Below are 25,807 nucleotides of genomic sequence, written 5' to 3' on the forward strand. Positions count from 1 at the left end.
AGAGTAATCGGCGCGGCCGCACCGCGACCGGGGCTAGTGTCGCGGGGTGGGTTTCGAGGTGCGTGTCGATACCGCCGGGGCGATCGAGATCGTCAGGGCGGCGGCCGGGTTCGGCTGGCGGTGGGGCTCCGGAAATATCACCGAATTCTCCCGACTGGTCGGCTGGACCAGCCCGCAACCGGTGGGAACGTTGCGCGACGGCCCGGTGTTCTCGCGGACCGGGCTGTCGGTGTGGTGGGATTCGGCCATGTTCTGGGGCAGCGAACGCGGCCTGGACTACGTGCGCGTCACCATTTCCGACAGCCCCGCACCCGCCGATTTCGGCAGCCGCGAACTCCTCGAGACCGCACTGGCCCGCGCCACCGCCGCGTTCACCGAGCACTGGGGTGAACCCGAGGCCGCCGCCGCGGGTCCGGCCGACGGGGTGGCCTGGCACTTCGCGAATGTGTTCGCGGGCTTGACCATCGGTCTCGACACCGTGGACCTGCTGCTGGTCAATCCGATGGCGCAACGCTATTGGATGGATCGCCGGCACGAGACCGCGCGCCGCCGCACCGCCGCGGGCGGCTGGGGCCGTTTCGCGGAGAGCCTGGCCGATTTCCTCGAGACGCTGCCGGTGGACGGGCGGCTGGTGCTCACCGCGCCGGGCGGGCGGTTCATCCAGTTCGAGGCGGGCGCGGAGCAGTTGACCGGTGAGCTGGCCCGCAGCGAGTTCATCGATCCGAGCTGGCGCTACACCCCGGAGATCGAGCAGGCGCTGATCGACCAGGGCTGGACCCCGCCGCGCGAGAACAATTGGACGCGAGCCATGTCCCGGCGCGCGGGCAGTGTCGCCATGAGCGGTCTGGCCCTGCGCATCGTGGACGCGTGGCGCACCATCGGCGCGACCGCGACCACCGAACTGGTCGCCGATGCCTGGGTCGAGGGCGGCGCCGACCTCGACCTGACGTCGCTGGGCGTGCCGGTGCACCCCACCTCCCGCACCCAGCGCGCCGAATTCCTGCGCAACCACGCCGCCTACGACTTCGATGCCGGACCGCTGCGGGTGGACGTGCCCGCCGGAATCGAGATCGCCCGCGCCGCCCGGGCCTTCGACTGGACCTGGACCCGCGCCGATCTCCCCGGTTTCGTCGCGGCGTCCGGCTGGAAAGCGGTGCACGACAACGATTCCGGCGAGCGCGTGGTATGGGCCGACACCGGATTGCGGGTGGACGATCCCCGCGCCCGCTTCTGTTTCGACGGCGACCGCCTCGAAGCCGTGTGCGTCACCCTCAGCGACAGCATCGAATCCTTCCTCTACGACGAGGGCCTGCCCGCCGAGGTCCGCGAACAGCGCACCGCCGCCCACGCCCGGGCCCTGGACGGTTTCCGCGCCGAATTCGGCATGCCACGCCACGGGGTGCTGGGGCAGGCGCACGGGCCGGCCTGGCCGGACGCGAAACTCACCCTCGGCGTGATCACCGAGGTGGACACCGTGGAGCTGTACCTGACGCCGCCCGGCGACCGCGATCGGCGGCTCATCATCGAGCAGCAGCGCGCCGCGCATCGGGCCCGCGACCGCGAATGGGCGCAGTTCCACGAGGAATTGGCCGGATTGGTGGCCGATCTCACCGAGACCGGCCAGCTCACCGTCGACGCCGGCGAACCGCATCGCGCCCGCATCGATCGCGATCACGAGCTGCTGCGCCTGGAGCTGGCCAGCGCCACCGCGCGCGCCCTGTCGCCCCGGGTGCTGAAATTCATGCTGCGCGACGGCTGGCAGCATCCCGATCATCGATATCCGCTGTGGCGCATCGATGTTCGACTGCCGACGCTGCCGCGTGATCTGCGTCGCCTGGCCCGGCTGGCGGTGCTGCCGCTGCGCACCCTGATGCCGCCGCAGGCCCGGTTGCGGGTGTTGTTGAACGGTTTGGATCAGCCGGTGCGCTCACCGTCCACCGGAGCGATCGGCGGCGGCTCGGCGCCTATGGTCGAAGCATGATCGAAACCGAGGACATGGTCATCACCCGGACCGGCTACGACGAGATGGCCGAACTGTACACGGCGTTCGTGCACCGGCAACTGCAGGAGAACCCGTTCGACCGGTTGATGATCGACGCGTTCGCGGAAACCCTGCGCGACAACGGAACCGGCCTGGTGGCCGATATCGGCTGCGGCCCCGGCCGGGTGGCGGCCCATCTGGCGGCGGCCGGGCTGGAGATGACCGGTCTCGACCTGTCCCCGGAGATGATCCGCCTGGCCCGGGAGATGTACCCGCACATTCCCTTCGAGGTCGGGCCGATGGAGCAGCTGCCGTTCGAGGAGGCGGCGCTGGCCGGAATCGTGGCCTGGTACTCCATCATTCACATCCCGCCGGCCCGCGTACCCGCGGTGCTGACCGAGTTCGCCCGGGTGCTGCGGCCGGGCGGCCACGCCCTGTTCGGCTTCCAGGCCGCCGACGAGCCCACCGGCGTCACGGCATACGCCCACAAGGTCGCCCCGTCCTACCGCTGGGCCCTCGACACCTTCGCGGAAACGCTGTCCGAGCACGGTTTCCGCGCCACCGCCAAGTTCTCCCGCGAAGCCCGCCCCGACGAGCGCACCCCGCAGGCCACGGTGCTGGCCGTCCGCGTCTGAGCGACGGACGGTCAGGAGCTGACCGGCTCGGGTGCGCGCGCCGCCCGATCGTCGAATTCGGTTCGCGCGGCGGCGATTTCGTCCGCGTGCCGCAATGCCCACTGCCCCATGGCGTGGGTGATGTGGCCGAGGTCGGCCCCGAGCTCGGTCAGCGTGTACTCCACCCGGGGCGGCACCGTCGGATACACCGTCCGCCGCACCAGCCCATCGCGTTCCAGATCCCGCAGGGTGCGGGTGAGCACCTTCTGCGTGATGCCGTCCAACCGCCGCCGCAATTCGTTGAAGCGGACCGGGCCGCCCGCCTTGCGCAAGGTGCCCAGCACCAGCAGCACCCACTTGTCCGCGAGCACCGCGAGCACATCGCGGGCGGGGCAGCGCTGGAGGTAGCTTTCCACCAGATTTCCGGATGGCTCCCAGTCGGAGACGGTATCCATGAGGTACCTCGGGATCGAAACAGTGCCTTCTTCCCCTCGGATACTACCGAGCGCAGGATCGTTGTCGTGAAGACCGACAGCATGAAAGCGATCACGCAACGCATCCTCGGCGGCCCGGAGGTGCTCGAGACGGAGGAAGTCGACATCCCCCGCCCCGGCCCGGGCGAGGTCCTGGTGCGGGTGGCCGCCACCTCTCTCAATGCCGCGGATTGGAAGCTGCGCTCCGGCGTGGTCACGAAATTGGGTCCGCCACCGTTCACGCTCGGGTTCGACGTCTCCGGTGTCGTCACCGGAATCGGTTCGGGTGTCAGCGAATTCGCGCCGGGCGACGAGGTCTTCGGCAATGTCGTGAGCCGCAACGGGGCGTACGCCGAATATGTCGTCACCCCGCGCGATTTCCTCGCGCACAAACCCGCCGTTCTCGATCACGTGCACGCCGCCGCCCTGCCGACGGCCGCCCTCACCGCCTGGCAGGCGCTCACCGAAGTACAAGCGGGTCAACGGGTTCTGGTCCATGCGGCGGCCGGCGGCGTCGGCCACCTGGCCGTGCAGATCGCCAAGGAGCGCGGCGCGTACGTGATCGGCACGGCGCGGACGGCCAATCACGATTTCCTCCGCGGACTGGGCGCCGACGAGCTGATCGATTACACGACAACCGATTTCACCATGGCCGTCGGCGATATCGATCTGGCCTTCGACCTGGTCGGCGACGACTACTCGGAGCGGTCCCTGGGCGTGCTCGCCCCGCACGGTCGTGTCGTCGACGCTCAGGGCGAGGAGCCGCTGGACGATCCGCGCTATCACCGCCATTACTTCACCCCGTCGGGTGCGGATCTGAGCGAGGTCGCGGCACTGGTCGCGGCGGGCCGGCTGCGCGGCGAGATCGACCGGGTCATGTCCCTGGCCGATATCGCCGAAGCCCACAAGCTGAGCGAATCCGGCCGCGTGCGCGGCAAGATCGTCCTGACCCCCTGGACCTGACGCGCCGCGCCGGAACCGATCCGCCCATCGGGACAGGTGGTGCGCGGACGGACGAGCGGGCTTACCGTCGCGGGAGACGGCGTGGACGAGGGAGTGAACGGTGACGGACTGGAACGAAGAAGTCGATGTCCTGGTGGCGGGATCGGGTGGCGGGCTGGCGGGGGCCTATACGGCGGCTCGGGAGGGATTGAGCGTGGCGGTGGTCGAGGCCACCGACAAGTTCGGCGGCACCACCTCGTATTCGGGCGGCGGCGGAGTGTGGTTTCCGTGCAATCCGGTGCTGCGACGGGAGGGGGTGGACGATACGGTCGAGGACGCGCTCACCTATTTCCGAGCCGTCGTCGGCGACCGCACCCCGGCCGGTCTGCAGGAGACCTATGTGCGCTCGGGCGCGCAGGTCATCGAATACCTGGAGCGGGACGAGGCGTTCAAGTTCCAGATGTTCCCGTGGCCCGACTATTTCGGGAAGGCGCCCAAGGCGCGCCTCGACGGCAAGCGGCACATCGTGCCCGCGCCGTTGCGGGCCGCGAAGCTGGGGGAGCTCAGCGAGTCGGTGCGCGGCCCGCTCGGCACCGATCGCCACGGGGATCCGCAGCCGGACTATCTGATCGGCGGGCGCGCCCTGGTCGGCCGATTCCTGCTGGGGCTGAGCAAGTTTCCGAATGTCGCGCTGCACCTGAACACGCCGCTGGTCGAACTGGTCACCGAAGACGGCGCGGTGACCGGTGCGATCGTGGAGCGCGACGGGCAGCGGGTGGCGATCCGGGCGCGCAAGGGCGTACTGCTGGCCGCGGGCGGTTTCGAGGGCAACGACGAGCTGCGGCAGCGTTACGGCGTGCCCGGCGCGGCGCGGGACACCATGGGGCCGTGCGGAAATCAGGGTAGGGCGCACGAGGCCGGGATCGCGGTCGGCGCGGACACCGATCTGATGGATCAGGCGTGGTGGTCGCCGGGCCTGGTGCATCCGGACGGGCGAGCGGCGTTCGCGCTGTGGTTCACCGGCGGCATCTTCGTCAATCAGGCGGGGGAGCGCTTCGTCAACGAGTCCGCACCCTACGACCGGCTCGGCCGCGACATCATCGAACATCTCGACGCCGGCACGGCCACCCTGCCGTTCTGGATGATCTACGACGACACCGAGGGCGTGGTGCCCCCGATCAAGGCCAGCAATGTGCCGATAGTCGAGGCGGAGAAATACCTCGAGGCCGGGCTGTGGAAAACCGCCGACACCCTCGAGGAACTGGCCGTCGAAATCGGCGTTCCCGCCGCGGCTTTGGCGGCGACCGTGGCCCGGTTCAACGAATTCGCCGCCGCCGGTGTGGATCCCGACTTCGGCCGCGGCGACGAAGCCTACGACCGGGCCTTCAGCAATGGCGAACCGCCCCTGACCCCGATCGTGAAGGGCCCCTTCCACGCCGCCGCGTTCGGCATCTCCGATCTGGGCACCAAGGGCGGCCTGCGCACCGATACCGCCGCCCGCGTCCTCGACACCGCGGGCGAGCCGATCCCGGGCCTGTACGCCGCGGGCAACACCATGGCCGCGGTGAGCGGCACCGTCTACCCCGGCGGCGGCAATCCGATCGGCGCGTCGGTGCTGTTCAGCCACCTGGCGGCACTCGACATGAGAGCTCGCTAGCCGCCGCGCCGCCCGGGATGTGATGCGATGGGTGGTATGACGCGAGCGGGCAGCCCCGGCCGGACCGGGTACGACGTGATCGTGGTGGGCGGCGGCCACAACGGGTTGGTGGCCGCCGCCTACCTGGCTCGGGCGGGGCGCTCGGTGCTGGTGCTGGAACGCCAGGACCACACCGGCGGCGCGGCCGTGTCGGAGCGGGTGTTTCCCGGCTTCGACGCCCGGCTGTCGCGCTACTCGTATCTGGTGAGCCTGCTGCCGGAACGGATCGTGCGCGACCTCGATCTGCATTTCGAGGTCCGCAAGCGCCGCATCTCCTCCTACACGCCGATCGGGGATTCCGGGCTGCTGGTGGACAACGGTTCGGAAGCGACCACCCGCGCGAGCTTCGCGCAGGTCACCGGTTCGGATCGGGAGTACGCCGCCTGGCAGGACTTCTACGGCATGACCGGGCGGCTGGCACAGCGCGTCTTCCCGACGCTCACGCAGCCATTGCCCACTCGCGCCGAATTGCAGGCCGCTGTCGGCGATTCCGTGGCGTGGGAGGCGATTTTCGAACGGCCGCTGGGGGAATCGGTGCGCGCCCGCTTCGCCGACGACACCGTGCGCGGCGTGGTGCTCACCGACGCGTTGATCGGCACCTTCGCCCACGCCGACGATCCCACGCTGCGGCAGAACCGCTGCTTCCTCTATCACGTGATCGGCGGCGGCACCGGTGACTGGAACGTCCCGGTCGGCGGCATGGGCGCGCTGACCGACGCGCTCGCCGCCGCGGCGCGCGCCGCCGGGGCCGAGATCCGTACCGGACACCTGGTGACCGGCATCGAAACCGACGGTCGCACAGCGGAAGTCCAGTTCGCCGGCCGGCACGGGGAGGCGACCGCGACGGCCCGGCACGTGCTGGTGAACGCCGCTCCGTATGTGCTCGCGGAATTGCTGGGGGAGTCGGCCGACAAACCCGAAGGCGCCCAGCTGAAGATCAACATGCTGATGCGCCGACTACCGACACTGCGTGACCCGCAGGTGGATCCGCGTACCGCGTTCGCCGGTACCTTCCACATCGCCGAATCCGCGACCCAGCTCGACCGGGCCTATCGGGAAGCCGATTCCGGCCTGCTGCCCTCGGCCCCGCCCTCGGAGATCTACTGCCACACCCTGACCGACCCCTCGATCCTCGCTCCCGAGCTGATCGATCGCGGCTTCCACACCTTGACGCTGTTCGGAATTCACACTCCGGCAAGGCTTTTCGCCGCCGATCCGCGGGGCGCCAAACAACGGCTGGTGGATGCCACACTGGCCCAATTGGATTCGGTGCTGGCCGAGCCGATTCGGGACTGCCTGGCCCTCGACGGCGAGGGCAACCCGTGCGTGGAGGCCCGCACCCCGGTCGAGCTGGAACGCGAGATCGGCCTGCCCGGCGGCCATATCTTCCACGCCGACTTGGCCTTTCCCTACCGGGCGACCGACGACGACAGCCCGGCCGCCCGCTGGGGCGTGGCCACCGGCCATCGCACCATCCTGCTGTGCGGCGCGGGCGCGGTGCGCGGCGGCGGGGTCAGTGGCATCGGCGGCCACAATGCCGCCATGGCCGTCCTCGAGGACGCCTGAGCGGTCAGGAGGTGCGGCGGCCGTCGGCATTGTGGTGGCCGCCCATGATGTCAAAGCAGCAGCGAATGAAGTAGCGCACCACCGGATCCGACTCGGAGGCGTCCGGCCACACCACCGCCACGCGGGTGGGGCCGATGCCGTGCACCGGACGAAACACCACGCCCGGATATTCGGTGCGGGCGGTGGAGGCGGGGGTGAAGCTCACCCCGAAGCCGGAGGCGATGGCGCGCAGCCATTCGTCGGTGCTGCGCGCGATGGCGCCGATGATGGCGGTGTCGGCGGGGCGCGCGTCCAAACCCATCCAATAGTCGCGCCACCAACCGGTTTCGGCGGGGGAGGCGACATACGGTTCGTCCCACAGCTCCCGGAAGGCGATGTCGTCGCGTCCGGCCAGCGGATGATCCTCCGGCAGCGCGATCCAGCGCGGTTCGGCGAACAGCTCGCGCAGGTGGTATTGCTCCTGACCGGGGAACGGCAGCCGCAGCAGGGCCACGTCCACATCGCCCTCGTCCAGTCCGGCGGTGGGGTCGGTCCAGCCGCCGGAGTGGATGTCGACCTGCCAGTCCGGGTGCAGGCGGTGGAATACCCGGATGATCTCCGGAATGTGGCTGTCGGCAGCGCTGTTCACGCAGCCCAGCCGCAGCACCCGGGAGGCGCGGCTGGCATCGCTCTTGGTGTCGCGCAGGATCCGATCCCAGGACGCCAGCAGCGCCGGGACCTGTTCGGCCAGCACCTTGCCGGCCGCGGTCAGCGTCCAGCCCGCGCGGGAGCGGATGAACAGCTCCGCGCCCAGCTGCTGTTCCAGCTGTTTGATCTGCGTGGCCAGCGCGGGCTGCGCGACATGTAGTCGCTGCGCCGCCCGCGGCAGGTTCTCCGCATCCGCGACCGCCAGGAAGTAACGCAGCAGTCGCGTGTCGATATCCATGCCACCAGGTTAGGAACAGGGCAACCGGTAGGCATACCCCCTGGCTTGGAAGGCGGGATTCGACCGGGATGCTATCGGCGGTTCCGGGCGGATCTGTCGGCCATCTCACGCTAGATTCATTTGCTAGAAGATTGCCCAACCGGTAGACCGGAGACGCGGGCCGCGCCCGAACCGGGCGTGCCGCAATCGAGTACGGAGGGGTCGACACGAGCGAAAGGCATCTGCCCCAGCACCGGCGCACCCCACGCGGCCGGGTCACGGTGACGCGCGGGCTCTACGGGGCGACTCGCAAGGCCGCGGGGTCGGTGGATCGCTGGCTGCGGCGCGTGAACGCCGAGACCGCCGCGCCGCCCGAGGAGGCGCCCGAACCCGAGGAGCCGCCGGTCTCGCGGGACCTGCTGGATCTGCTGCGGCATCTGGGCGTGGCGCTCATTCGCTCCGGTGAGACCACCAACCGGGTGCAGGACATGCTCGACGATCTGGCCCGCCGCTACGACGCCGACGAGGTGCACTTCTTCGTGCTGCCCACGGGAGTGTTCGTGCGCGTACAGGATTCGCGCGGCTCGGCCGTCGACCTGCTCGAGGCCAACTCCGACACCCTGCGCCTGGATCAGATCGCCGCGCTCTACCGGCTCATCGACGACATCAAAGCCCATGTGCCGCCGCCCGCCCAGGCGACCACCGCGCTCGCGCGCATCCTCACCTCGCCGCAACCGACCCCGGTGTGGCGGCTGCTGCTCGGCAATGTGGTGCTGACCGTGGGTCTGGGTCTGATGCTCAACCCGACCTCGAACGCGCTGCTGGGCTACCTCGTGCTGGGCCTGGTGGTGCAGCTGCTGTTGATGGCGGCCGACCGCTGGCGGCTGCTGTCGACCGGCCTGCCGGTGGTCGCGGGCGCGGTGGTCACGTTGCTGTCCTTCGGTTTTCCCAATGCGCTCGGCGGCGGCAATCCGTCGCAGCTGCTGATCCCGTCGGTGTCGAGCATGCTGCCCGGCTCGGCCCTGACCAACGGTTCCATCGAGCTGGCCACCGGCAGCATGGTGGCCGGGGCCAGCCGCACCATCTACGGCTTCAACAAACTGCTGCTGCTGGCCTTCGGCATCCTGATCGGCCTGCAGCTGCTCGGGTCGCTGCCGCCGGTGAAACCGCCGTCCGCCGGCGGATTGGGTTGGTGGGCGCCGGTTCTCGGGGTGCTGCTGATCGGGCTGGGACACAGCTGGCGGGCCAGCGCGCCGAAGCGGTCGCTGGGGTGGCTGCTGATCGTGCTGTACGCGGCGTTCTGCGGACAGCAGCTGGGTCAGCAGTTGCACGGCGGCGGACTGCTCGGGTCGTTTCTGGGCGGCATGATCGCGGTGCCGGTCGCCTACCTGGTGCAGCGCAGCAAGGATGCCCCGCCGACCCAGGTGGTGTTCCTGCCGGCGTTCTGGATGCTGGTGCCCGGCGGCATGGGGTTGACCGGCGTCTCCGAACTGGTCACCAAGAACGATCCCAATGGCCTGCACGTGATCGTGAACGCGGTGCTCACCGTCCTCGCCATCGCCATGGGCGTGCTGGTCGGCTCCGGTCTGGTGTCCTCGACCCGCAGGCCGCGTCTTGAGCACCTCGTCGAGGACTGGCTGGGGCCCGAGACCGGACGGCACGCGGCGGGCGGCCGGGCGGCGGCCGCGGTGATCGAGGCCGAAACTCAGCGCACGACAGGCAGTTCCGAACCCGGATCGGCGAGCCAGAGCAGCCAGTGAGGGGCCAGCAGCGCCGCGAACTCGTCGTAGCCGGGCGCGCCCGGATGGTATCCGTCGCCCGCGGCCACCTCCCGCATCCAGACCGAGTTCTCGCGCAGCGGCCGATGGGTGCGCAGATACGGCACCTTCGCGTCCTCGCACAGCTCGGCGTAGCGGCTCTCCAGCGCGACGATGCGGGCATTGTGCGCGTCGTCGATATTCGGCGGCGGCGCGACAACCATTGTCTGCCAGCCCCTTTCGCGGGCGCGCCGCAAGACGGCGGCCAGGTTGCGCACCGAGTCCTCGGTGTCGACGCGGGGGCGGCCGTCCTCGAACTGGGTGTCGTTCACGCCGGTGGAGACCACCACCCGGCAGTCCGCGCCCTCCGGTAGCCGGGGCCCGCACTCGGCCTCCCAGCGCGCCCGCAGCTCGGTGCTGTTCTCCCGCCGGATGCCGAGGTTGTAGTAGGTCAGCGGCTGCCCGGCCGCGATGGCTCTGGCCGCCAGCCGCCCGGCCCAGCCCAAGCACTTCTGATCACCAACTCCCGCCACGAAGGATTCACCGATGAAGCAGACACGCAGATCGAGCACCACGATCCGATCCTCGCACGGCGGTTGGGCATCCACCGAAGACTCCCATCAAGCCGGAAAAACCTCGAAGGTTCGTGGCGCGTCTCGTTCTGGACTGAGCGGAGCGGAGGAGCGAAGCGGGGGAGCGGAGGGCGGGAAGAACGAGACTCCAGCGCCACGAACCCGCCCGGAGCGAAGCGTAGGGCAAATAAACACTGTTACGGTTACCGGCGTGTTGGGTGGGGTGCGTGACCGCCGCCTGCCGCATACTCACACCAGCCGACCATGGGACCGCAGCCGTTCCCACGATCCGAAAGCGCGAATAGGACATGCGAGTCGACGGGCGGGAGATTCCCGTCTCCGGCAGCCTGCTGCAGCCGCGGATCCGCCGGACCAGTGACATTCTGCGCGTTGTGCTGTCCGCACTGTCGGTCGCCATCGTCGTCGCCGGCTCGCTGATCACCCGGCCGCAATGGGAGCAGCTGGAGCGCTCGGTCTCCAATATCGTCGGTTTCCTCACCCCGGAGCAGTCCAACCTCGTCTACATCGTCTACGGCATCGCCATTCTCGCGCTGCCCTTCGCCATCCTGGTGCGCTTGATTCTGCGCCGGCAGTGGAAACTGCTGGCGGGCTTCCTGTCCGCCGGTCTGATCGCGCTCGGCCTGTTCTCGATCACCGGCACCGGGTTCTCCGCGCCGCGCTGGCATCTGTCGGAACCGCAGCAGGTCAACACCTTTCTGACGCAGTTCCTCGACGATCCGCGCTGGATCGCCATGCTGGCGGCGGTGCTCACGGTGGCCAGCCCGTGGCTGCCCACCCGCTGGCGGCGCTGGTGGTGGACGCTGCTGCTGGCCTTCGTGCCGATCCACCTGTTCGTCTCGCTGGTGGTGCCCGCCCGCGCCGCGCTCGGCCTGGTGGTGGGCTGGCTGGTGGGCGCGGTGATCGTGCTGGTGGTCGGCACGCCCGCGCTCGAGGTGCCGCTGGACGCCGCGGTGCGGGTGCTGTCGCGGCGCGGTTTCCGGGTGACCGCCTTCAAGGTGGTGCATCCCGCCGCGCGCGGACCGCTGGTGCTCTCGGCGAGCACGGTGCCGATCGAGGCCGAATCCGGGGTCGCCGCCGAGGAATTGATCATCGAGATGTACGGCGCCAACCAGCGCAGCCGCGGCATGCTGCAACAGCTCAAGCGCTGGCTGACCATTCGCAGCGGTGAATACCCGGCCTCGTTCGCCTCCCTGCGGCGCGCGGTCGAGCATCGCGCCCTGATGGGTTTCGCCATCGCGGATCTGGGTCTGGCCAGCAACAAGCCGCTCACGGTGGCGGCGCTGGATCGCAGCTGGATGATGTACGCGCACACCGTCCCCCAGGGCCGGCCGCTGTCGGCCGACGACGGCGAGGCGACGCTGACGCGGGTGTGGCAGGCGCTGCACAGCATGCACACCGCCCAGATCTCGCACGGCGATCTGCGCACCGACGAGATCCGGGTGCTCGACGACGGCACCGTGCTGTTCGAAGGTTTCGTGCAGTCCGAATTCGGCGCCTACAAGGTGCGTTTCGACTCCGACGTGGCGCAGCTGCTGCTGTCCTCCTCGGCGCTGTTCGGCGCCGAACCGGTGGTGCGCACCGCGCTCGAGGTGCTGGACAAGCAGGCCGTGCTGGACGCCTCGGCGCGGCTGACCCGCACCGCGATGCCCGCGCATCTGCGCAAGGCGGTGCCCGACGCCGGCGATCTCATGAAGAAGCTGCGCGCGGAAGTGGCCGAGCAGACCGGGCAGGACAAGATCGGGGCCGCGCAGATCACCCGGTTCTCACGCAACCAGATCATCCAGCTGGTGCTGCTGATCGGCCTGGTGTACGTGGCCTACCCCTACATCAGCCAGGTGCCGACCTTCTTCACCGAGCTGAACAAGCTGCATTGGGGTTGGGCCGCACTGGGATTGGCGGTCTCGGCGCTGACCTACGTGGGCGCGGCGATGGCGCTGTGGGCCTGCGCGTCCGAAGGGGTGAAGTTCCGCAACCTGCTGCTCATGCAGGTCGCCAATACCTTCGCCGCCACCACGACCCCGGCGGGTGTGGGCGGTCTCGCGCTGAGCGTGCGGTTCCTGCAGAAGGGCGGGCTGGGCGCGGTGCGCGCCACCGCGGCGGTCGCGCTGCAGCAGACCGTGCAGGTGGTCACGCACGTGCTGTTGCTGCTGATCTTCGGTGCGGCGGCGGGAGTTTCGACCAACCTGTCGCATTTCGTGCCCAGCGCCACCGTGCTGTATCTGGTGGCGGGCGCGCTGCTCGGGCTGCTGGGCGCGACCATGTTCATCCCCAAGATCCGCAAATGGCTGCTGCACGAGGTGCGTCCGCAGCTGGCCGAGGTGGTGGGTCAGCTCAAGGATCTCGGCCGCAAGCCCGGCCGGCTGGCCATGATCATCGGCGGCTGCGCCACCACCACGCTGGGCATGGCGCTGGCGCTGTGGGCCAGCATCGAAGCCTTCGGCGGCAGTACGACTTTCGTGACGGTCACCATCGTCACCATGGTGGGCGGCACGCTGGCCTCGGCCGCGCCGACACCCGGCGGTGTCGGCGCGGTGGAAGCCGCGCTCATCGGTGGACTCGCGGCGTTCGGCGTGTCGGCGGAGATCGCGGTCCCCGCCGTGCTGCTCTACCGCGTGCTGACCTGCTGGCTGCCGGTGTTCTGCGGGTGGCCGATCATGCGGTGGCTGACCCGCAAGGACATGATCTAGGCCGAATACCGGTCGCGCAGTTCGACCTTCACGACCTTGCCGCTGGCATTGCGGGGCAGTTCGGGCACGATCACCAGATGCTTGGGGTGCTTGTAGCGCGCCAGCGACTCGTTGAGGAACGGCTCGAGATCCTCGAGGGTGAGCTCGTCGACGCCGGGCATCAGCGCCACCACCGCGACCGGCACCTCGCCCCACTTCTCGTGCTTGCGTCCCACCACCGCGGCCTCGTGAATCTTGGGGTGGGCGAAGAGCACGTTCTCGACCTCGGCGCAGTAGATGTTCTCACCGCCGGAGATGATCATGTCCTTCTTGCGGTCCACCACGTAGACGAAGCCCTCGTCGTCCTGGCGCACCAGATCGCCGGAGTGGAACCAGCCGCCGTGGAAGGCCTCCGCGGTGGCCTCGGGCTTGTTCCAGTAGCCCTGCATGAGAGTCGGTCCCCGATAGACGATCTCGCCGATCTCGCCCGGGGCGACATCGTGCATCTCGTCGTCGACGACCCGGGCCTGAATGGTCGGGATGACCTTGCCCACCGAGCCGAGCTTGCGCAGCGCGTCCTGGCCGTCGAGCACGCAGGTGATGGGCGACATCTCGGTCTGGCCGAACACCGCGACATTGAAGGCGTCCGGGAAGCAGTCGGCCATGGCGCGCAGCACGCTGTCCGAGGCCGGCGCCGCGCCCCATGACAAGCCCTTCAGGGCCAGCTTGCGCTGTTTGACCGTCGGCTCCTCGCAGATCAGCTGCCACTGGGCGGGCACGCAGAAGGCGGTGGTGGCCTGCTCGGCCTCGACGGCATCGAGGAATTCGGTGGCGTCGAACGCGCCCAGCGGATGCAGCACGGTCTCGCTGCCGAGCAGGAACGCGGGGGTCAGGCTGCCCAACCCGGCGATGTGGAACAGCGGCGAGGTGCAGAAGCCGATGGAGTCGGAGGTGACGTTCAGCGCCCGGATACAGGTCAGCGCTTGGGAATTCATGTTCGCGTGGGTCAGCACCGCGCCCTTGGGGGTGCCGGTGGTGCCCGAGGTGTACATGATCAGGCTGGGGGTGTCCTCCGGAATGTCCAGGGGCGCATGGGGTTCGCCGGGCTCGGCGAGGACGTCGTCGTAGCCGAGGACGCCCTCGCCGCTCTTCCCGTTGATCACGACGACGGTGTCGAGACCCGCGGCCTGGCCGGCCACCCCGACCGCCAGCGGTTGCAGCACCGTATCGGTGACGATGGCCTTGGCGCCGGAGTCGGCCACGATGTAGGCGACTTCGGGCGGGGTGAGCCGGAAATTCACCGGCACCGCGATCGCGCCCAGGGCATTGATGCCCATGACGGCCTCGATGTACTCGGTGTAGTTCAGCGCGAGGATGAGCACCCGATCGCCGAACCCGACCCCTCGACGGGACAGCGCGTCGGCGAAACGTTCCGACCGCTCGTGCAGCTGCTTCCAGGTGGTGTCCACGCCCTTGAATCGGAAGGCGACGTGGCCGGGCCGCATGGCCGCGTGGGTCGCGATCTGGTTCACCCAGTGGTTGCGACGCGACCGAATCGGCTCGTCTAGCGGCTGGAAGGTCATTCGGTGTCCTTTCACGCTGATCGATCGCGAGAATACCCGCTAACTTTCTGACGTGACAAGGGTTACAGAGAAGGTTTCACCGAGAAGTTCTCATCGAATCAATCAGCAGTTCAGCGGCTGAAACTCGACGCGGACGCCGTGGGTCCCCGGACGCATTTATCCACAGGTGCAGCGCAAACGGACCACCGAGACAGCAAACTCCGACTCACATCAGGGTTGTCGGCCCATATGCAACTATGCGAGTATCAGGGCAGTCGCGAGAGGCAGGGAGAGGACACCGCCATGGCATTGAAGACCAGGTTCACCGAGACCTTCGGGGTCGAGCACCCCATCGTCCAGGGCGGCATGATGTGGGTCGGCCGGGCCGAGCTCGCCGCCGCGGTCTCCGAGGCCGGCGGCCTGGGCATCATCACCGCGCTGACCCAGCCCACCCCCGACGACCTGCGCCGCGAGATCGACCGCGCGCGCGAGCTGACCGACAAGCCCTTCGGCGTGAACGTCACCATCCTGCCGTCGATCAACCCGCCGCCGTACCAGGAGTACGCGCAGGCCATCATCGAGTCCGGCGTGAAGATCGTGGAGACCGCCGGGTCCAATCCGGAGCCCTTCCTGCCGTACTACAAGGAAGCCGGGATCAAGGTGCTGCACAAGTGCACCAGCGTGCGGCACGCCCTCAAGGCGCAGAAGATCGGCGTGGACGGCGTGTCCATCGACGGCTTCGAATGCGCCGGCCACCCGGGCGAGGACGATGTGCCGGGCCTGATCCTGATTCCGGCCGCCACCCGGGCCCTCGACATCCCGGTCATCGCCTCCGGCGGCATCGCCGACGCGCGCGGCCTGGTGGCGGCGCTGGCGCTGGGCGCGGACGGCGTGAACATGGGCACCCGGTTCATGTGCACCCAGGAGTCGGCGATTCATCAGACGGTCAAGGAGCAGATCGTCGCGAATTCCGAGCGTGCCACCCAGCTCATCTTCCGCACCATGCACAACACCGCGCGCGTGGCGGACAACGAGATCAGCCGCAAGGTCGTCGAAATCGAGAAGGCCGGCGGCAAGTTCGAGGACGTGAAGGATCTGGTCGCCGGTGCGCGCGGTCGCCGCGTGTTCGAGGACGGCGATCTGGACGCGGGCATCTGGTCTGCCGGTCAGGTCCAGGGGCTCATCGACGACATCCCGACCTGCGGTGAACTGGTGTCGCGCATGGTGACGGAGGCCGAGGCGCTGATTCAGCAGCGACTCGCGGCCATGACCGGATAAATCCGGCGAAATCCGGTATGTCCCAGACAATTACGACACCGAGCCCTTGGTTTCTCGCCAAGGGCTCTTGTCATTTCTTGTATCATCGCCCGTCGCATCCGTCATGCTTTCACTACACGACGGATGCGGCGGAGGTGCCTGAAATGGCAATCACTCGAATCTATCTCGACGACGACGCGCTGCGCCGGACAATGGCCATCTCGGGTGTGCACACCGAACAGGACGCGGTGAACCTAGCGCTGCGATTCTTCAGTTCGCATGCCACGGCCGAGGATTTCGACCATCCCTTTCCGGCCCGGACGGCCACGGCCTCGTAAACCCGGAGCCTGACCTCCCGCACCTGCGCGAAAGCCCTTCTGGCCGCGGCGAAATCTTGGCAGAATCGCCGGAGGTACCTCGACGGCCGAGCGCGCGCGGACCCGGGAGGACATCCCTGTGCGGCAGGATACGAGAGCATCGACCGATCCGACCCCCTTCCCCCGGGTGTCGATCGTCGGTGTCGGCTGCCGGGCCACGGGTACGGACTTCGACCACGCGTGGTTCGGCCTGGACCGCCTCGCGGCCGCCGGGCTGACCCCGCGCCAGCGCACCACCCTGGAAGTCGCGGTGGAGGCCCTCGACGACTCCGGATTGGGTTGTCTGGCACCGGGGTCCCAGGCGGCGGTGGTCTTCGGCGCGATCGGCGGCGCCAACAGCGCGCACCACCTGTCCCGGGCCCTCGAGCTGCGCGGCCCCAGCTTCACCGTCGACAGCCAGCGCGCCTCGCCCCTGGTGGCCGTCGATATGGGCGTGCGCCTGCTGGCCGACGAATCGGTGCCGTTCGTCGTGGCCGGCGGCGTGGATCTGGCGCTGCTGCCCGATATTTCGGACCTGTGGATACCCCACTCGCGCGCTGGTGCACCGGACAGCGCCGGCAGCGGCGTGTGCACCGTCGTGGTGCTGCAGCGCACCGCCGACGCCCTGCGCACCCGCACCCGCCGGTATGCCGAAATCGGCGGGCCCGCAATAGGGTTCCCCGACGTCGGCCGCCCCGACGCGCACATCGCGCTCGACGGCCCCGGTGCGGCCGCGGGCCGCGAACGCGGTGAGGAACCCCCGATCCTGCTGCCGATCACGGCCGCCGATTCGGCGACCCTGGCCGCGCTGGCGCTGCGCTGGGCCGTGGCCCTGGGGTCGTATCGATCCCTGCGCGAATTCGCGGCCGCCACCGCACGACTCGTGCCCGAGCAGACGCGCGCGGCGGTGCTGGCCCAGGACAGGACCGAAGCGGCGGCGCGGTTGCGCACCCTGGCCCAGCGCATCGCCACACCCGGAGCGGCTCGACTCCACGCTCCGCAGCTCATCGCGACCGGGCCGCCACCCGGCGCACTCGAGATATTCGACCCGGCCCCGACCCGCCACCCGGGCACGGTGCTGTTGCTGTTCCCGGGCACCGGCGGGCACTCCCGCATGGGCCGTTCACTCGCGGCGCGCTACCCGGTCTTCGCCGGCATGCTGGCCGCCGCAGCGGACGCCGTCGCCGCAGCCGGCGGCCCGCGAGTCTGGACTCCCCGCAACGGTTTTCGCCCACGTCCGGCACCGGATTCGGGGTGGCGAAGCGCTGAGCACGGCGGAACCTGCCATCCCACCGGAATCTTCGCCACCGGCGCGGGGACCGCGCCCGCGGAGGCTCCCGTCGTCGCCCCGGAGTCGGAGCCGAGCACGGCATGGACGGCCGGCATCGGTGGAGACCCTGGCACCGGAGAACCACACCCGACCGATCGGCTCGGCGGCGACAGCGGCTGGGGCGCGGCGGAATTCGCGCACGCCGCATTGTTCGTGTTCCAGGTGGCGCTGGCCGAACTGCTGGGGTCGTGGGGGATTCGGGCGGATGCGGTGGCCGGGCACGGGACGGGGGAAATCGCGGCGGCGGTGGTGAGCGGCGGGCTGTCGCTCGCGGACGCGGCGCGGGTGGTGGTGACCCGGGCACGGCTGATTCAGCGGGTGGGGACAGCGGGGGCGGCGGCGGTGCTGGAAGCGACGCCGGCGGAGGTGCGGCGGCTGGTCGAACCCATGCGCGCCGAGGTCGCGATGGCGGCGGTGGACGGGCCGACCACGATCACCGTGTCGGGAGAGCCGCGATACGTCGAGGCGCTGGTGCGGCGGGCGCATCGGCGGGCGATCTTCGCGCAGCGACTGCCGGACGAGTCCGTGCCGCAACCCTCGCATCTGCCGTCGATCCGCGCGCGAGCGGCCGAATTACGCGACGCGCTGGCCGATCTCGCGCCGGGCCGGCCGTGGTGCCCGCTCTACTCCACGACCCGGCGCGGACTCGTGCTGCGCGCCGGATCGGACAGCGATTCTCTCCTGGATGCCGACTACTGGGCCGCCAATGTCTCGGGCGCGGTCGAACTGTCGGCGGCCTTGGAACAGGCTGCGGCCGAAGGCATCTCCGCCGTTCTGGAGATAGGTCCGGCCCCGGCCCTGATCCCGATGGTTCGTCGGCATTCGCCGTTCCGCGACAGCGCGCACCCGGTGCTGACGCCTGGCGACGAAGCGCGCAGCCTGCTGCACACGATCGCGCGGTTGTTCTCGGACGGCCATCCGGTGGATTGGACGGCGCTGGGTCCGCACACCGCCGCGCCCCCGCAAAGGCAGTGGCGGCGAGACGATTCCGGCGCCGATCGGCGGTGGCAGCCGCCCGTCACCGACCGCGTACCGGCCGCCTTCCCCGCGGTCGAGATCCGCCCCGAAGGCGCGTACGTGGTCACCGGCGGACTCGGGCCGCGGGGCGAGGCCGCGGTCCGCTGGCTCTTGACGGCGGGCGCCCGCGATGTGGTGGTGCTGACCAGATCGCCGCGTCCGCTGCCGCTGGGGTTGGCGGGCATGGAGGATCGCATCGTCCTGATGCGCTGCGACTGCGCGGATCGCACCGACCTCGCGACGGCCCTGCAGGATATTCGCGAGTGCGGGGCGGCGATTCGCGGAGTGGTGCACGCGTCGGGGGAGTCGCGACTGACGGCGGCGGTGGATCTGCTGGAACTCACCGCGGCCGATCCGACGGATTTCACGGTCTTGCTGACGGCGACGCCCGCGGCGGACGAGCCCGGCGCGGTGCGGGAACTGGCGGCGGCACAGGTGAATCGGCGCGTCATCTGCGTGGAATGGGAGGTCGGACCCGCCGCCTAGGGCAGGATGACGCCATGACGGACCTCGACATCACGGTCACCGGGAACAACCGCCCAGCGGCCCAGTGACCTTCCAGACCCTCACCCTGATCACCCTGCTCGGCCTGGCCGGGCCGTGGCTGGCCTGGCGGCAGTCCTGGCATCTGCCGGTCATCCTGGGCGAACTGCTGGCCGGAATCCTGTTCGGCACCACCGGTTTCGGGGTGTTGCATCCGGCGGACCCGACCTTCACCTTCCTGGCGGATGTCGGCTTCGCCGTGGTCATGTTCGTGGCCGGCACCCATGTGCCGGTGCGGGACGCGTCGATTCGCTCGGCGCTGGGCCGGGGCGCGCTGCGCGCGGCGGCGGTGGGCGTGCTGGCGGTGATCGCCGGGCAGGCGATCGCGGCGTGGTTCGGCACCGGGCACGGGCTGCTCTACGCCGTGCTCATCGCCTCCTCCTCGGCGGCCATCGTGCTGCCCATCATCGATTCGCAGCGGCTGGGCGGAAAACCGGTGCTGGAGTTGACCGCTCAGGTCGCACTCGCCGACGCGGCCGCGGTGGTGGCGCTGCCGCTGGTGATCGATCCGCGCAATGCGGGCCGGGCGGCGCTGGGCGCGCTGCTGGTGGCCGGGGCGGCCGTGCTCGTCTACCTGTTCCTGCGCCGGCTCGAGGACTCCGGCATCCGGCATCGGCTGCACAGGGTGTCCGAGGACCGGCAGTTCGCCCTGGAACTGCGGGTGAGCCTGGCGCTGCTGTTCGCGCTGGGCGCGCTCGCCACCCGCGGCCATGTCTCGATCATGTTGGCGGGCTTCGCGCTCGGCCTCGCGGTGGCGGCGGTCGGGGAACCGCGCCGGGTCGCCAAACAGCTCTTCGCGCTCAGCGACGGCTTCCTCGCGCCGCTGTTCTTCGTGTGGCTGGGCGCGCGGCTGAACCTGCGCGAGTTCGGCGACCACCCGTACCTGATCCTGCTGGGTGTGGCGCTGGGTCTCGGCGCGGTGCTGGCGCACGCGCTCATGCGCTGCGCGGGCCAGCCGATCGCGTTGGGCGCCATCGCCTCCGCGCAGATCGGCGTCCCGGTCGCGGCGGTCACGGTCGGCACCCAGCTGCATGTCCTGCGGCCCGGGGAACCGGCCGCCCTCATGCTGAGCGCGCTGGTGACCATCGTCGCGGCGGCGTGGGGCACGCGAAGCACCGCGCCGACGGTACGGGACAACTGATTTCGTGAGGCGAGGGTAACTCGTCGGGTACGCCCAGCATCGGTTTGGCAGGCGACCGCCGGCCCGCGTGCATGAGGGGCGACGGCTCTCAGTCCGGCGCTGAGGTTCCGGGGAGGCGGCGGAGCCTGTCCGTCTCGCGCCGTTCCCGCTTGGTCGGGCGGCCCGCGCCCCGGTCTCGTGTGGGCATGAGCGCCGCGATCTGCGGATCGGGCGGCGGCGGGCTCTTGTCGATCATGCACTGCACGGCCACGGCCGCGCCGACCCGCTTGGTGATGAGCTGCTCGACGATGACGATGCGCTCGGAACCATTGACGCGCACCCGGATCTCGTCGCCGGGCTTCAGACCGTGCGCGGGTTTCACAGGCACGCCATTGACCTTCACATGCCCCGCGCGACACGCCGCGGCGGCGGCCGAGCGCGTCTTGAAAATGCGGACAGCCCAGGTCCAAGAATCAACTCGGGCCTGGGCTGCGGTGCTCAGTGGAGCGGGGGTCACGCCTGCAAATGTACTGCGATCGCGCGAAGCGGGAGAGCCCGCTACGCGTTGACGATGCGGCGGGCGGTGACGACCTGGCTGGGGTGCAGGTTGGTGTAGGACACCGGGGTGCCGGTCTGCACGGCGTTGAGCAGCTTGCCGTCACCGGCGTAGATGCCGACGTGGCCGCCGCCGTTGGTGACGACGATGTCGCCGGGCTGCAGATCCTCGAAGGCGACCGGGGCGCCGACGTTGGACTGCTCGAAGCTGGTGCGGGGCAGCTCGATTCCGGCCTGCTTGTAGGCCCACTGCACGAGGCCGGAGCAGTCGAAGGAGTAGGGACCCGTCGCGCCCCAGGAGTACTGGGCGCCGACCTTGGTCTCCGCGGCGTGCAGGGCGATATCGCCGACGCTCGAGGGCTTGTTGAACAGCGAGGGCAGCTGGAACTGCGGGGCGGGCGCGACCGCCGGGGCGCCGACCTGGGCGCCGCCGCCCACGCCGCCCGGGGTCTGCAGCGCGGTCGCCGCGTCCTTGGCCGCCTGGTTGAACTGATCCACCTGGGGGGCGAATTGATCCGGGACATCGAAGTTTCCGATACCGGGAATCTCGACGGTCGCCGCGGTGGCGGTGATCGCCGGGAACGCGCCGGTAGTCGTCGCGGCCATCGCACCCATCACGATGGCACCCTTCACGGAATTCGGAAGCCGAGATTCCCGCTGCAAGCTGTGCTTACCCACTGCGCCGCATCTCCGATCTAGCTGCTGTAACGTCGCGGGCTGCCTCTCCGATGAAGCAACAGACTCCGCTAAGTCACGAGAAGATTACGACTCGGCCGCCGGGTTGTCCACCCGGCGCGAGCGGTGTGTCGCATCTTTTCCAAAACGCCCCGCTGAAGGGGAGATTCGGGGTATAGGGCCGTAGATCACGAGTCGGTATAGGTGATCGACTCGACCGTTATCAACCCTTCGCCTCGACCAATCGCTCGAGCTCCGCTATCCGCCGGCGCGCGTCCGCGAGATCCACTTCGAGCTGGCCCAGGGCCATCACCAGCGGGCCCACCGCGAGATCCGCGACCAATTGCGGATCGTCGTAACCGCGTTCGATGGCCACCAGGATGTTGTTGCGGATGCGCGCGGCCACGATCGCGTCGGCGGGCACGTTCCAGGATTCGACCACCTCGGCGACGGTGGGTACGGCTTCTTCCGACATGAACCCTCCTGCGCTGGATCCCAACGAATCAGGCATAAGGGTAGAGACCCGGTCGGACAACGCGGACAGACCTCACCGACTTGGCGGCGAACCGGCACCGAGTTGGGCAGCGCCGTAACCGGATCGGGTCGTATGCCGGTCGATAGCTGCCTCTAGCGCCCTCGATAGACGCCCGGATAATTCGCGATTCCCGCGCTACGGTTGGGCGGCATGGACCCCGTTCGGAATCCCTACGCGCCCGGCGCGGGCCAGCGCCCGCCCGAGCTCGCGGGCCGCGACCGGCAGCTCGACGCCTTCGACATCGTGCTGGAGCGGGTGGCGCGGGGCCGCCCGGAACGCAGCGTCATGCTCACCGGGCTGCGCGGCGTCGGAAAGACGGTGCTGCTCAACCAGCTTCGCTCCGCCGCCCGCGGCCGCGGCTGGGGCACCGGCAAGCTGGAGGCGCGGCCCGATCAGGAGCTGCGCCGGCCACTGGCCTCGGCGCTGCACATGGCGGTGCGTTCCATCGCTGTGGCACATCGCAATCCGGAACAGGTCGACGATTTCCTGGGGATTCTCAAGGCGTTCGCGCTGCGCTCCACCGCCGACAAGGGCATGCGGGAGCGCTGGAACCCCGGCATCGACGTGCCCGCGGTGACCGGACGGGCCGATTCCGGGGATATCGAGATCGATCTGGTGGAGCTGCTCATGGAGGCGGCGGCGCTGGTGCGCGATATCGGGGTCGGGATCGCGGTGTTCATCGACGAGATGCAGGATCTGGGGCCCGCCGACATCTCGGCCATCTGCGGGGCCTGCCACGAATTGAGCCAGGACGCCGCGCCTTTGATCGTGGTCGGGGCGGGGCTGCCGCATCTGCCCGCCGTGCTCTCGGCGTCCAAGAGCTATTCGGAGCGGCTGTTCTCCTATCACCGCATCGACCGGCTGGATCGGGAGGCGGCCGATCGGGCGCTGAGCGCGCCCGCCGATCTGGAGGGCGTGAAGTACAGCGAGGAGGCCCTGGAGGCGTTGTACCGCAAGGCCGATGGCTATCCGTACTTCGTGCAGGCGTACGGCAAGGCGACCTGGGACGCGGCCGCGCAGAGTCCGATCACGGCCGAGGACGTGGCGGTGGCCGCGCCCGCCGCCGAAGAAGAGCTGGCGGTCGGTTTCTTTGGTTCCCGCTACGAACGGGCGACCCCGGCGGAACGCGAGTACATGCGCGCCATGGCCGATCTGGCCGGCGACGACGGGCCGGTGGCGACCTCGGCCGTCGCGAGCGAGCTGGGACGCAAACCCGCCTCGTTGTCCCCGGCCCGCGACGGCCTGATCAAGAAGGGGCTCATCTACTCCGCGGAGCGCGGCAGCATCGGCTTCACCGTCCCGCATTTCGGCCGATACCTCCGAAGCGTGCAGTAGCGGGCAATTCGCCATCCAATCAAGATCATTGGGCGACAAGCCCTTTTGCTCTTTGCTGACCCCTACCGGCGGGTAACAAAGACTCCTACACTCGAATGTGATTCTCATCACGGTCGAGGAGGACATCATGGCGACTGCCGCCAAAGTCGACGCCACCGAGGAACAAGCCCGGGCGCTGGTCGAGGAATCCCGCGAAACCACCTGGGCCAAGCCGTCCTTCGCCAAGGAGATGTTCCTCGGAAGGTTCCGGCTCGACCTCATCCACCCGTTCCCGCGCCCCGACGCCGCGGACGCCGCCAAGACCGAGGCGTACCTGGCGCGGCTGCGCGCCTTCTGCGAGACCATCGACGGCCAGCGCATCGAGACCGACGGCCGCATCCCCGACGAATACGTGCGCGGGCTGGCCGAACTCGGCTGCTTCGGGCTCAAGATTCCCGAGGAGTACGGCGGGGTCGGGCTCTCGCAGGTCGGCTACAACAAATCCCTCATGCTGGTCGGCTCCGCGCATGCCAGCCTCGGGGTGCTGCTGTCGGCGCATCAGTCGATCGGCGTGCCGGAGCCGCTCAAGCTGGCGGGCACCCCGGAGCAGAAGCGGGAGTTCCTGCCGCGCTGCGCCAAAGGTGCGGTGAGCGCCTTCCTGCTCACCGAGCCCGACGTGGGTTCGGACCCGGCGCGCATGGCCTCCACCGCCACCCCGACCGCCGACGGCGAGGCCTACGAGATCAATGGCGTGAAGCTGTGGACCACCAACGGCGTGGTCGCGGAACTGCTCGTGGTGATGGCCCGGGTGCCCAAGAGCGAGGGTCACCGCGGCGGCATCTCCGCGTTCATCGTGGAGGCCGACAGCCCCGGCATCACCGTCGAGCGGCGCAATGGCTTCATGGGCTTGCGCGGCATCGAGAACGGGGTCACCCGCATGCACAATGTGCGGGTTCCGAAGCGAAACCTGGTGGGGCGCGAGGGCGATGGGCTCAAGATCGCGCTCACCACCCTCAACGCGGGCCGGCTGGCGATTCCGGCCATGTGCACGGCCGCCGCCAAGTGGTCGCTCAAGATCGCGCGGGAATGGGCGGCCACCCGCGTGCAGTGGGGTCGCCCCGTCGGCGAGCACGCGGCCGTCGGGCAGAAGATCTCCTTCATCGCCGCCACCACCTTCGCGCTGGAGTCGGTGCTGGACCTGTCGGCGACCATGTGCGACGAGAACCGCAACGACATTCGCATCGAGGCCGCGCTCGCCAAGCTGTGGGCCTCCGAGATGGCCTGCCAGATCGCCGACGAACTGGTGCAGATCCGCGGTGGCCGCGGCTACGAGACCGCCGCCTCGCTGGCCGCGCGCGGTGAAAGAGCCGTCGCGGCCGAGCAGATGGTGCGTGATCTGCGCATCAACCGGATCTTCGAGGGCTCCAGCGAGATCATGCGGCTGCTCATCGCCCGCGAGATGGCCGATGCCCACATGGCGGCCGCCGGCGCGCTGGTGGATCGCAATGCCGAACTCAAGGACAAGGCCAAGGCGGCGGTCGGCGCGAGCGGCTTCTACGCCAAGTGGTTCCCGCAGCTGGCCGTCGGGGCGGGCAGCGCACCCGTCACCTTCGGCGAATTCGGCCCGCTCGCACGGCATATGCGCTTCGTGGAACGCATGGCCCGCAAGCAGGCCCGCGCCCTCATGTACGGCATGGGACGCTGGCAGGCCAAGCTCGAGTACAAGCAGGGCTTCCTCGGGCGCATCGTCGATATCGGGGCGGAGCTGTTCGCCATGGCGGCGGCCTGCGTGCGTGCCCAATCCCTGCGCGTGGCAGGCGATCCCGACGGCGTGGCCGCCGAGGAGCTCGCCGATCTGTTCTGCCGCCAGGCCCGGCTGCGGGTGGAGAAGCTCTTCGGCGATCTGTGGTCCAACACCGACGACGCCGATACCGAGCTGACCCGCGGCGTCCTCGACGGCCGCTACCGCTTCCTCGAGGGCGGCATGCTGGACCCGAGCGAGGGCACCGGACCGTGGATCGCCGAATGGCAGTTCGGCGAGTCCACCGAGAAGAACCTGCTCCGCCCGTTCCTGCCGTCCACGAAGGCGGGGGTCCAGACGAGCTGACCGCCGGCTCCTCGTATGAACCGGCTCCCCATATGAAGAATCTGCCGCTGTCTAGCTGTTCATCTAGATAGTGGCAGATTCATGCCGCGAGCATTCGTGGCTTATCTACAGCTATCTAGGTTCTCGACTAGATAGCTGTAGATATTGCTGACCTCGGCCGGATTTTCAGGCATTTCCGCCTGGTTTCGGCAAGTTGCCGAGAGCGCCACGGTCGAACGCGGCCGCTTGCATAGATCAGCGGCGA

At 69.4% G+C, this 25,807-nt stretch carries 20 protein-coding genes; 13 read left to right on the forward strand and 7 right to left on the reverse strand.

Translation table 11 applies throughout. The features are described from left to right. Positions 1–46: 46 nt before the first annotated feature. Together D7D52_RS12615 and D7D52_RS12620 are read left to right on the forward strand one after the other, a co-directional pair. A complete protein-coding gene (locus D7D52_RS12615) occupies positions 47–1,981 on the forward strand; it encodes a DUF6301 family protein (protein WP_120736487.1) in 1,935 nt (644 codons plus the stop codon). Next, positions 1,978–2,616, forward strand: a complete 639-nt coding sequence (locus D7D52_RS12620; RefSeq protein WP_120736488.1) for a class I SAM-dependent methyltransferase — start codon at positions 1,978–1,980, stop codon at positions 2,614–2,616. Before D7D52_RS12615 ends, D7D52_RS12620 begins: the two co-directional genes overlap by 4 nt. An 11-nt stretch (positions 2,617–2,627) precedes the next feature. Here the strand turns inward: D7D52_RS12620 and D7D52_RS12625 are convergent, their stop codons facing one another. Then, positions 2,628–3,050 carry a winged helix-turn-helix transcriptional regulator gene (locus D7D52_RS12625; protein WP_120736489.1) on the reverse strand — a complete coding sequence of 141 codons (423 nt, stop codon included), beginning with the start codon at positions 3,048–3,050 and terminating at the stop codon, positions 2,628–2,630. Between the two features lie 66 nt (positions 3,051–3,116). On the opposite strand from D7D52_RS12625, the gene D7D52_RS12630 reads away from it, so the two are divergent. The 3 genes from D7D52_RS12630 to D7D52_RS12640 all read left to right on the forward strand — a co-directional run bounded on the left by D7D52_RS12630 (position 3,117) and on the right by D7D52_RS12640 (position 7,272). Beyond that, positions 3,117–4,031: an NADP-dependent oxidoreductase gene (locus D7D52_RS12630; RefSeq protein ID WP_342775263.1), complete on the forward strand. Its 915-nt coding sequence runs from the start codon at positions 3,117–3,119 to the stop codon at positions 4,029–4,031. Between the two features lie 100 nt (positions 4,032–4,131). Then, positions 4,132–5,667, forward strand: coding sequence for an FAD-binding protein (locus D7D52_RS12635; RefSeq protein WP_120736490.1), 1,536 nt, complete (start codon positions 4,132–4,134; stop codon positions 5,665–5,667). A 36-nt stretch (positions 5,668–5,703) separates the two neighbouring features. Beyond that, a complete protein-coding gene (locus D7D52_RS12640; RefSeq protein ID WP_120736491.1) occupies positions 5,704–7,272 on the forward strand; it encodes a phytoene desaturase family protein in 1,569 nt (522 codons plus the stop codon). Between the two features lie 4 nt (positions 7,273–7,276). Here the strand turns inward: D7D52_RS12640 and D7D52_RS12645 are convergent, their stop codons facing one another. Beyond that, positions 7,277–8,197 (reverse strand): LysR family transcriptional regulator, encoded by a 921-nt coding sequence (locus D7D52_RS12645; protein ID WP_120736492.1) that lies wholly within the window; start codon positions 8,195–8,197, stop codon positions 7,277–7,279. A 260-nt stretch (positions 8,198–8,457) separates the two neighbouring features. On the opposite strand from D7D52_RS12645, the gene D7D52_RS12650 reads away from it, so the two are divergent. Further along, complete coding sequence (locus D7D52_RS12650) at positions 8,458–9,936, forward strand: threonine/serine exporter family protein (RefSeq protein ID WP_120736493.1); 1,479 nt, start codon at positions 8,458–8,460, stop codon at positions 9,934–9,936. On the opposite strand, the gene D7D52_RS12655 is transcribed toward D7D52_RS12650, so the two are convergent. Further along, the gene (locus D7D52_RS12655) at positions 9,882–10,541 is read right to left on the reverse strand and encodes a GDSL-type esterase/lipase family protein (protein WP_246023843.1); all 660 of its coding nucleotides are present in this window, start codon (positions 10,539–10,541) and stop codon (positions 9,882–9,884) included. The genes D7D52_RS12650 and D7D52_RS12655 overlap by 55 nt on opposite strands. Before the next feature lie 272 nt (positions 10,542–10,813). Here D7D52_RS12655 and D7D52_RS12660 point away from each other — a divergent pair, with 272 nt between their 5' ends. Continuing rightward, entirely contained in the window at positions 10,814–13,213 is a 2,400-nt protein-coding gene (locus tag D7D52_RS12660) for a lysylphosphatidylglycerol synthase transmembrane domain-containing protein (RefSeq protein WP_120736494.1), read from the forward strand. On the opposite strand, the gene fadD5 is transcribed toward D7D52_RS12660, so the two are convergent. Further along, on the reverse strand, positions 13,210–14,775 hold the full coding sequence (gene fadD5, locus D7D52_RS12665) for a fatty-acid--CoA ligase FadD5 (protein WP_120736495.1): 1,566 nt from the start codon (positions 14,773–14,775) through the stop codon (positions 13,210–13,212). The genes D7D52_RS12660 and fadD5 overlap by 4 nt on opposite strands. A gap of 282 nt (positions 14,776–15,057) precedes the next feature. Between fadD5 and D7D52_RS12670 the strand changes: the two genes are divergently transcribed. The 4 genes from D7D52_RS12670 (at position 15,058) to D7D52_RS12685 (ending at position 20,398) form a co-directional block, all read left to right on the forward strand. Further along, complete coding sequence (locus tag D7D52_RS12670; protein ID WP_187703141.1) at positions 15,058–16,032, forward strand: NAD(P)H-dependent flavin oxidoreductase; 975 nt, start codon at positions 15,058–15,060, stop codon at positions 16,030–16,032. 143 nt (positions 16,033–16,175) lie between these two features. Beyond that, positions 16,176–16,349 carry a type II toxin-antitoxin system VapB family antitoxin gene (locus tag D7D52_RS12675; RefSeq protein WP_187703142.1) on the forward strand — a complete coding sequence of 58 codons (174 nt, stop codon included), beginning with the start codon at positions 16,176–16,178 and terminating at the stop codon, positions 16,347–16,349. Positions 16,350–16,467: 118 nt separating this feature from the next. After that, entirely contained in the window at positions 16,468–19,200 is a 2,733-nt protein-coding gene (locus D7D52_RS12680) for an acyltransferase domain-containing protein (protein ID WP_120736496.1), read from the forward strand. Between the two features lie 64 nt (positions 19,201–19,264). Beyond that, a complete protein-coding gene (locus tag D7D52_RS12685) occupies positions 19,265–20,398 on the forward strand; it encodes a cation:proton antiporter (RefSeq protein WP_120736497.1) in 1,134 nt (377 codons plus the stop codon). An 88-nt stretch (positions 20,399–20,486) separates the two neighbouring features. Here the strand turns inward: D7D52_RS12685 and D7D52_RS12690 are convergent, their stop codons facing one another. From D7D52_RS12690 to D7D52_RS12700, 3 genes are all read right to left on the reverse strand, one after another. Beyond that, positions 20,487–20,894, reverse strand: a complete 408-nt coding sequence (locus tag D7D52_RS12690) for an RNA-binding S4 domain-containing protein (protein WP_425464628.1) — start codon at positions 20,892–20,894, stop codon at positions 20,487–20,489. Between the two features lie 41 nt (positions 20,895–20,935). After that, the gene (locus tag D7D52_RS12695) at positions 20,936–21,538 is read right to left on the reverse strand and encodes a C40 family peptidase (RefSeq protein WP_425464629.1); all 603 of its coding nucleotides are present in this window, start codon (positions 21,536–21,538) and stop codon (positions 20,936–20,938) included. A 292-nt stretch (positions 21,539–21,830) separates the two neighbouring features. Further along, complete coding sequence (locus D7D52_RS12700; protein WP_120736498.1) at positions 21,831–22,082, reverse strand: hypothetical protein; 252 nt, start codon at positions 22,080–22,082, stop codon at positions 21,831–21,833. A gap of 210 nt (positions 22,083–22,292) precedes the next feature. On the opposite strand from D7D52_RS12700, the gene D7D52_RS12705 reads away from it, so the two are divergent. Together D7D52_RS12705 and D7D52_RS12710 are read left to right on the forward strand one after the other, a co-directional pair. Then, positions 22,293–23,477, forward strand: a complete 1,185-nt coding sequence (locus D7D52_RS12705) for an ATP-binding protein (protein WP_120736499.1) — start codon at positions 22,293–22,295, stop codon at positions 23,475–23,477. A gap of 127 nt (positions 23,478–23,604) precedes the next feature. Beyond that, the gene (locus D7D52_RS12710) at positions 23,605–25,563 is read left to right on the forward strand and encodes an acyl-CoA dehydrogenase family protein (RefSeq protein ID WP_120744057.1); all 1,959 of its coding nucleotides are present in this window, start codon (positions 23,605–23,607) and stop codon (positions 25,561–25,563) included. Positions 25,564–25,807: the final 244 nt, after the last annotated feature.

The sequence above is a fragment of the Nocardia yunnanensis genome, assembly GCF_003626895.1.
Taxonomy (GTDB): domain Bacteria; phylum Actinomycetota; class Actinomycetes; order Mycobacteriales; family Mycobacteriaceae; genus Nocardia; species Nocardia yunnanensis.